The 8,422-nt window shown below is 27.6% G+C and carries 7 protein-coding genes and 1 pseudogene; 1 reads left to right on the top strand and 7 read right to left on the bottom strand.

What is annotated here, in order from left to right:
- Nucleotides 1-281: 281 nt before the first annotated feature.
- The gene (locus tag Q0G30_RS13350) at nucleotides 282-464 is read left to right on the top strand and encodes an alpha/beta-type small acid-soluble spore protein (RefSeq protein WP_133015732.1); all 183 of its coding nucleotides are present in this window, start codon (nucleotides 282-284) and stop codon (nucleotides 462-464) included.
- An 88-nt stretch (nucleotides 465-552) separates the two neighbouring features.
- Here Q0G30_RS13350 and Q0G30_RS13345 read toward each other — a convergent pair whose 3' ends face one another.
- The 7 genes and pseudogenes from Q0G30_RS13345 to Q0G30_RS13315 form a co-directional block, all read right to left on the bottom strand.
- On the bottom strand, nucleotides 553-1,347 hold the full coding sequence (locus tag Q0G30_RS13345) for an endonuclease/exonuclease/phosphatase family protein (protein WP_294391008.1): 795 nt from the start codon (nucleotides 1,345-1,347) through the stop codon (nucleotides 553-555).
- 12 nt (nucleotides 1,348-1,359) lie between these two features.
- The gene (locus tag Q0G30_RS13340; RefSeq protein ID WP_294134605.1) at nucleotides 1,360-3,027 is read right to left on the bottom strand and encodes a PTS transporter subunit IIBC; all 1,668 of its coding nucleotides are present in this window, start codon (nucleotides 3,025-3,027) and stop codon (nucleotides 1,360-1,362) included.
- A gap of 99 nt (nucleotides 3,028-3,126) precedes the next feature.
- Nucleotides 3,127-4,785: an alpha-glucosidase gene (locus tag Q0G30_RS13335; RefSeq protein ID WP_294391005.1), complete on the bottom strand. Its 1,659-nt coding sequence runs from the start codon at nucleotides 4,783-4,785 to the stop codon at nucleotides 3,127-3,129.
- 262 nt (nucleotides 4,786-5,047) lie between these two features.
- A complete protein-coding gene (locus Q0G30_RS13330; RefSeq protein WP_294391002.1) occupies nucleotides 5,048-6,079 on the bottom strand; it encodes a LacI family DNA-binding transcriptional regulator in 1,032 nt (343 codons plus the stop codon).
- 248 nt (nucleotides 6,080-6,327) lie between these two features.
- Nucleotides 6,328-7,119, bottom strand: coding sequence for an ABC-2 family transporter protein (locus tag Q0G30_RS13325; protein ID WP_294390999.1), 792 nt, complete (start codon nucleotides 7,117-7,119; stop codon nucleotides 6,328-6,330).
- Nucleotides 7,120-7,124: 5 nt separating this feature from the next.
- Nucleotides 7,125-7,943 carry an ABC-2 family transporter protein gene (locus tag Q0G30_RS13320; protein ID WP_294390996.1) on the bottom strand — a complete coding sequence of 273 codons (819 nt, stop codon included), beginning with the start codon at nucleotides 7,941-7,943 and terminating at the stop codon, nucleotides 7,125-7,127.
- A gap of 2 nt (nucleotides 7,944-7,945) precedes the next feature.
- Nucleotides 7,946-8,422: pseudogene (locus Q0G30_RS13315) on the bottom strand (sugar ABC transporter ATP-binding protein); the annotation flags it as partial.

The following is an 8,422-nucleotide window of genomic DNA, read 5'->3' as shown; positions in this document are numbered from 1 at the left end:
ATAACAATCCCAATAGTTGTTACAATGCTAAAAATCAAAAGAAATTAGTTATATTTTAATACATACTTAGATATACATAATTATCTAGGTATGTATTAATTTTTATCTTTTTACCATTATATAATTTAGTCCCATATGATAGTTAAAATATTCTTTTTTTCCTATATTCCCTTGTTTTTAATAGATTATATAAATTACCTTTGCACATAATATTAGTGTAAGTAAAAACGAATTACTTACAATGGAACATAAATATTAATTTATTTAAAGGAGGGTCTTTTATGGCTCAAAAGTTAGTACCAGAAGCAAAAAATGGATTATCAAAATTTAAAAATGAAGTAGCAAGCGAAATGGGAGTTCCTTTTACAGACTACAACGGAAACTTAACTTCTAAACAATGTGGAAGCGTTGGTGGAGAAATGGTTAAGAGAATGGTTGAACAATACGAACAAGGAATTAAATAAGCTAACTAAAAAAATAAGTTAATAAAACAAAATAAGAAAGTGTAAATATCAGTTATGATACTTACACTTTCTACCCTTATATAACTTTTTATTTATTTTCTATAAAAACTTCTACCCCATAATGATCAGAAATCACTTGTTTATTTATCTTATTAAATATTACGTTAGATTTTTTTACTTTTATCTCTTTATTACTTAATATTAAATCTAACCTTTTATCTTCAGCCTGAGCTTCCCAGCCAGCAATTTCTCCTTTAACAGTTACCCCTGAATCTTTTTCTTCAGCAATGCAATAAGTATCTATTAACCCTTTATTTATTAAATAATCATATCCTTCATTTCTTACTAAAGCATTATTATTAAAGTCTCCCATAACAAAGGATAATCTCTCACTTGATATATTTTCTAATAATTTTTCAGCTTGATATTTAAAAGGTTCTATATCATCATTCCACCAACCTGCATGACAACTATAAAAATCAACTAGTTCACCATTTTGCTCAATTGTTATACTCACTATATTTCTACTTCTATAATCATTTTTATTGTTACTTTGTGAAATATAAAATGATTTATAATCTTTAATTTCATGAATCGTAAGTATGGCTAATCCTTCTTCATATATATCATATCCTATATGCGAATAATCCCATATGAAATTGTATTTATACTCATCAAGTTTATTTAATTCTTTAATCAGTAATCTAGCAAAATTATCTTCTTTAATTTTTGAATCAACACTATTAGCATCAATCCTTTGACTTACCTCTTGAAGAGCAATTACATCATATTGCTTTTCTTTAATAACATTTGCTAAATATTTAATTTTTTCGACTTGATTTTCCTCTTGCCACGAATGACAATTTAAAGTTAAAAGTTTCATATTAAACCCCTACTAAACTCCTAATATATCTTGAATATTTGATTTTAATATATCTGCCTTCGGACCATAAATTGCTTGAACTCCACTATCTTTCAATATTAATCCTAGAGCTCCATTTTTCTTCCACTCTTTTTCATCTGCAACCTTCTCAATGTCTTTAACAGTTACTCTTAAACGTGTCATACACGCATCAACATCTTCAATATTTTCTTTTTCACCTAATAAAGAAATTATTTTTAAAGATAATACATCATTAGCTGTTGCCTTATCTACTGCAACTTCATTTTTTATATCACTTGACTCTTCCTCATCATAATTCCCTAAACGTCCTGGTGTCGGAATCTTGAATTTTTTAATACAGAAACTAAACACACCAAAGTTAATTCCAAAGAATGCTAAACATGCAATAACAAAATTAATAACATCTCCAAGTAATCCAGCATTAATCATCATAGGAATACGTGTTATAAGCTCTATTGCACCAAAAGCATGAACTCTTAAATTAATTACATCAGCTAAAGCAAATGCTAGTCCTGTTAATATTGCATAAATTACATAAAGTACTGGTGAAATAAACATAAATAAGAATTCTATGGGCTCACTTACCCCAGTTAAAAATACTGCTAATCCAATTGAAATAAACATTGATTTATATTTTTTCTTTTTATCTGCATCTACATTTTTATACATAGCTAATGCAATACCTAGTAATGATGCTGTTGATAATATTACTTGTCCAACTTTAAATCTTGCTGGTGTTACTGTTGCTAATAAGTTATTATATTCAGCCATATTTCCTGCAGATTTAAAGTTAATTAAATCTGTTATCCAAGCAAACCATAATGGATCTTGACCTGCAATAACTGTACCTGCTGCTGCTCCTGTTAATGATGTATAAACTCCACCTAATTCAGTATAATTAACAGGAATCGTTAACATATGATGTAATCCAAATGGTAATAATAAACGTTCTAATGCTCCATATACAAATGGTGCTAATACCGGTGCTGTATCCTTTGAATTTGCAAGCCAAATACCAAAGCTATTTAAAGCACCTTGAGCAAAAGGCCAAACTATAGATAATATAACAGCAGTAACTGTTGACCATAAAATAACAACGAATGGAACAAATCTTTTTCCATTAAAGAAATTTAACGCTTGTGGTAATTTGTTATAGTTATAATATTTATTAAATAATGTTGCACCTAAGAAACCTGAAATAATTCCTATAAATACACCCATATTTAGTGCTGGAGATCCTAAAACACTTGTAAAATAATCTGGAACTGTTAATGTTGCACCTAACAACGACTTAACTGTTGCAGTACTATCTGCTAACATCTCAGTACTTACTCCAAATATTGCACCTGTAATACGATTAATAAGAACAAATGATAATAGCCCTGCGAAAGCTCCCCCAGCTCTTTCCTTTGCCCATGAACCTCCTATTGCAACTGCAAATAATATATGTAAGTTTCCAATTATTCCCCAACCTATATTATCCATAACTCTTGATACTGCTTGTATTATATCTGCCTCAAAATACATTCCTAGCAATTTTCCTATAGTTATCATTAATCCAGCTGCTGGCATGACAGCAATAACTACTAATAACGCCTTACCAAATTTTTGCCAAAAATCGAAAGATAATAATTTGCCCTTTTTCTTTGTTTTACCCATTTTTATTCCCCTTTTCATTAGGAGGATTAACCTCCTAAATTTATATTTTTTATTTTAAGTATTTAAAATACCCGAGCTCTATTATTTTATTTTTATAAATTATAGTTTATAAAGTCTTGCTTCATATGGTCTTAAAATAAATTCTTTTATTGCATTATGTTTATCAACATTATAATTGCTTAATAATAATCCTTCGTAATTTAATTCTTCCTCATAATTATATTTCGCTTCATTATGTGATAAATTTACTATTACAATAAATTTTTCATTACCCATAGTTCTTGTATAAGCATAAATTTTTTCATCTTCATCTAATATAAGATCATAACTACCATAAATTAGAGTTTTATATTCTTTTCTTATTGTAATCATCTTTTTATAAAAATTTAAAATTGACTTTTCGTCTTTTAATTGTGCTTGTACATTTATATTCTTATAATTTTCATTAACATTAATCCAAGGCTTTCCTTCAGTAAAGCCTGAATTAACACTATCATCCCATTGCATTGGAGTACGAGAATTATCCCTTGATACCGCCCATACATACTTTAATGCCTCTTCTTTAGTCAATCCTTCAGCTAATTTTTCCTTATATATATTTATCCCTTTTACATCGTTATAATCATAAATTGAATCAAACTTAACATTTGTCATTCCAATTTCTTGCCCTTGATATATAAATGGTGTTCCTTGTTGCATAAAATACATAAGACCAAATGCTGTTGCACACTCTCTTAAATACTCTTTATCATTTCCCCAAGTAGAAATTACTCTAGGAATATCATGATTTTCTATATATAAAGCATTCCATCCATTACCATCTAATGCCTTTTGCCACTTTGTTAGTACTTTTTTGTAGTTCTTCACATTAAAGCTATTTTCACTTTCAGCCCCCCAAAGATGTAAGTGTTCAAATTGAAATATCATATTAAACTTTCCATTTTTCTCTCCTACCCAAAGGTCAGCCTCTTCAGCCTCTACTCCATTTGCTTCTCCCACAGTCATAATATCATAATTATCAAAAGTTCTCTCTTTTAACTCTTTTAAGTACTTATGTATCCCCTCTACATTCATATGCTTATCAAAAGATTCCACATATTTTAATTCTTTTGGATTATCCATATCCGTTAATCCTTCTTCTTTTTTTATGTGACTAATTGCATCAACTCTAAATCCATCAATTCCTTTATCTAGCCACCAATTTATCATATTATAAATTGCCTCTCTTAACTCTTTACATTCCCAATTTAAATCTGGTTGCCTCTTTGTGAATAAATGTAAAAAATATTCATCAGTATTTTTATCATATTCCCATGCTGATCCTTTAAAAATACTCTCCCAATTGTTAGGTTCTATTCCATTCTTGCCTTCTCTCCAAATATACCAATCTCTCTTTGGATTATTCTTTGATGACTTAGATTCTATAAACCATGGATGTTCATCACTAGTATGATTTACTACCAAATCTATTATAAGTTTCATATCCCTCTTATGGACTTCTTCTAACAATTCATCAAAGTCCTTCATTGTTCCGAAATCATCCATAATATCTTGATAATCACTTATATCATATCCATTATCATCATTTGGTGATTTATACATAGGACATATCCAAATTACATTAATACCTAAATCTTTCAAATAATCTAATTTAGAAGTTATCCCCTTTAAATCTCCTATTCCATCACCATTAGAATCTTTAAAGCTCCTAGGATATATCTGATATCCTACAGCCTCTTTCCACCAAACTTCTTTCATTAAAACACACCCCTTTTTATGCAATCGGTTGCATAAACATTTAAATAATATGCACAGTACCATTTACTGTACATATTTACATTATTAGCTTGTCCATCTGCTAAGATTATAATTTACTAAACCGTTACCAGTTAGTTTACTAAACCGTTACCAGTTCCATGAGTTTACTATAACATTCTAAGAAACTGTTTACAATAATTAAATTATCCTATTTTTAGTCAAATTTTGAAATTAACTTGAAATATCTTTCATTTTCTTTATATTATGCAATCGGTTGCATTGAATTTATATTTTCTTTTTTTAATGACTCTCTTTCAACAAGCTTAGTTTCAATAACATAATATCCTTTACTTTCTCTATTTTCTAATTTATCAATTAGCAATTTAGTGGCATACATTCCCAATTTTTCAGAATTAATGTCAACGGATGCTAATTGTGGATTTTTATATTGAGTTAACGGTATATTATTAAATCCCACTATAGATATATCCTTATATCCTAACTCTTGAATCGCTTTTTGTACTCCAAAAGCAAGCAAGTCATCAGTTGTTACAAAAGCTGATACTTTATTTTTTTCTAATATGCTTTTTGCTCCTAAATAACCATTCTTCTCTGAAAAATCGTCCATCTCTATAATTAATTCATTATCTACCTCTATATTTCTACTAAACAATGCTTGCTTGTATCCATTTAATCTGTCCTTAGAAACGTTCATTTCAGATTTAGCTCCTATAAATGCTATTCTTTTATTATCTAACTCTATCATATTTTGAGTTAAGTTATACATAGCTGCAAAGTTATCATTATCTACCCATAAAACACCATCAATCTCATCTGGTCTACCTATTACAACAAAAGGAAATTCCTTTTCCTTTAAATAATTAATAGTTATATCATTATCTTTTACGTTAAATAAACATACTCCATCTACAAGATTACCTTCAGTAAATTTTTTTATCCATTCTTCATCATCTTTTTTATTTTCATTAAAAGCATACATTATATAATAATCTTCTTTTTGTGAATACATACTAATTCCCTTCATTGCTTGAACAAAGAAAGGATTTTCAAAAGACACCTCAGCCTCTCCTGGTAATAAAACTGCTAATATCCTTGTTTTATTATTAGCAAGGCTCCTTGCTACAACACTTGGAGTGTAGTTTAATTTCTTTATTGCTTCATTAACTCTCTTTTTTGTCTCTTCACTTATTTTACTGCTATTGGCTAAAACCCTCGATACTGTAGACGTTGCTACTTTTGCCTCTCTTGCTACATCTTTTATTGTTACCCTCATAAATACTCCCTCTTACTTTCTCATATCAGAATTATTATAGTACAAATTTATAATAAAATATACCCTATATTCCTGCTCTTTAATACACTGTATCATATCTACAGTAAATAAATAATAACTTTATTTACTATACTCTAATTTAACTTTATCATATAAATATGTAAAATTAAAAGGATTATATCCAGATACATCCCAATATAATCCAATAATTCTAATTATTTTTTCTCTCTTAAATTATAATATTTAATTTAGCTACCACTACTTTCATATCTCTTCATTCCAATTAACCAAATTCTATAGGCAATAACTAAGCTAACTACTCCAACTATACAGGTTAATAAAATACCACTAAAGAAACTTTCTCTTCCTAAAAAATATGCACTTGGAAAATATCCTGTAAAAGCAAATGGTATTATAAAAGTTATTATTCCCTTTATCCATGCTGGATAAATAGTAATGGGGTATTTTACAAAAGTACTTAATTGATAAACCATAAATAAATAGCTTTGAGCAAATTTTACCCAAAATGCAATAGATGCTACTGCTAATTTTATTGCAGTATAAATAAAAGTTGCAAAAATTATAACAACTATTAACGCTATTATTTTATCAATAGATATATCCAATCCAAGCTTTATCCATGAAGTAACTAAAAGAACAGTCCCTATAACTATTTCTCCAAATCCATCTGGCTGAAACTTTTCCACTATTACTTGAAATAGTGGATTTAATGGCCGTACTAAATATTTATCAAATTTACCCTCCACTATAGTCTGCCAACTAAATATCCAAAGCTGGTCTGTAAATACATGATCTATTCCCCTTGGAATTTGTGCAAATCCGTATATAAATAATATTTCATAAAAGCTCCACCCCTTTAATGATGGTATAGTATTAAATATTAATGCAATAAATATTACTCCTATAGATTGTACAAATAAAAAACCTATAAGACCTAATATAAAATCTGCTCTATATTCAATTAAGGTCTTGATATACTGTTGCAAAAACTTTGAATATAATCTAAAATATCTTTTCATATATCTTATCCCCCTAAAATTGTTAAAGTCTTAATTAAAGATTTCCACATTTTTTTAGCTATTACCATTAGTACAATCCCCCAAAACAACTGTAATCCTAAAGCAAATAAAATACTTATTCCATTTATTTTCCCTAAATAAATCATAGATGGAGTATATATGGCAGAACTAAAAGGCAAAAAATTTGTTATAGCTTGTGCCCACCTAGGGAAAAATGCTATTGGTATTAAAGTTCCTGATAACAAATTTACTATAGCTTGCATTATTTGTGATAATCCCCACATATTTGTTATCTTAAAAGAAATAAGTCCAAATATATAACTAAAATAAAAGTTAATAAAGATTCCTAATCCAATACTTATAAAATAAATAATTATTCTAAATATACTTATATATCCAAAAAATTTATAAAACAAAAATGTAGTAACAGAAAAAGCTATTATAAATATAATTATAAAATTATATAATACATTTCCTAATCCCTGAAAAAGCATTCTTTTTTCATAATTTATAGGTCTTACTAAATTAATTGCAATTGAACCATCTTTAACCTCTCTTGAAATATCATTACTTATATCAACACTTATCATTATTGATGTTAAAAATGATATAAATATATATATTATCATTTCATTAAAAGTAAATCCATTTAATACAGTTTCAGTAGTACTTCCATAAATAGCTTTCCACAAATAATAAGTAACAGCTAACATAAGAAAATCCCCAAACATAAATATTATTGCATTAGCTTTATATGAAATAAGACGTTGAAATACATTTCTAGTAAAAGGCAGATAAGATTTTATTCCTTTTATTCCTTCCATTTTTATACCTCATTTCTATACATCTTTTTAACTATATCTTCTATGCTAGTTTCTTTTATAGAAAAATCAATAACATTTAACTTTTTCATTGTTCTTCCTATAATATCTGCTGAAGAGATTTTATTTTTATTAAAGCTTATAAATAACTTATTATCTTTATATAATAAATTAAACTCTTCATCTTTTTTCATATCTGCGAATTCATTAAACTTATCTAAATTTATATTTTCTTTTACTTGTATTTCTACTGTTGTTAAATATCCATATTTCTCTTTTACTCCCTCAATTTCACCATCATATATTTTCTTACCTTTATCAATTATAATTATCCTACTACATAGTTCTTCTATATCATTTAAATCATGAGTAGTTAGTATAATTGTTGTCCCATATTTTTTATTTATTTCTTTTATTGCTTTACGTACACTTTCCTTTACCACTACATCTAATCCTATAGTAGGCTCATCTAAATATATAAC

Source organism: uncultured Clostridium sp. (assembly GCF_934754925.1).
Lineage (GTDB): Bacteria > Bacillota > Clostridia > Clostridiales > Clostridiaceae > Clostridium.
Note: the sequence above shows the minus strand (reverse complement) of the source record. Positions and strands in the feature narration are given on the sequence as shown.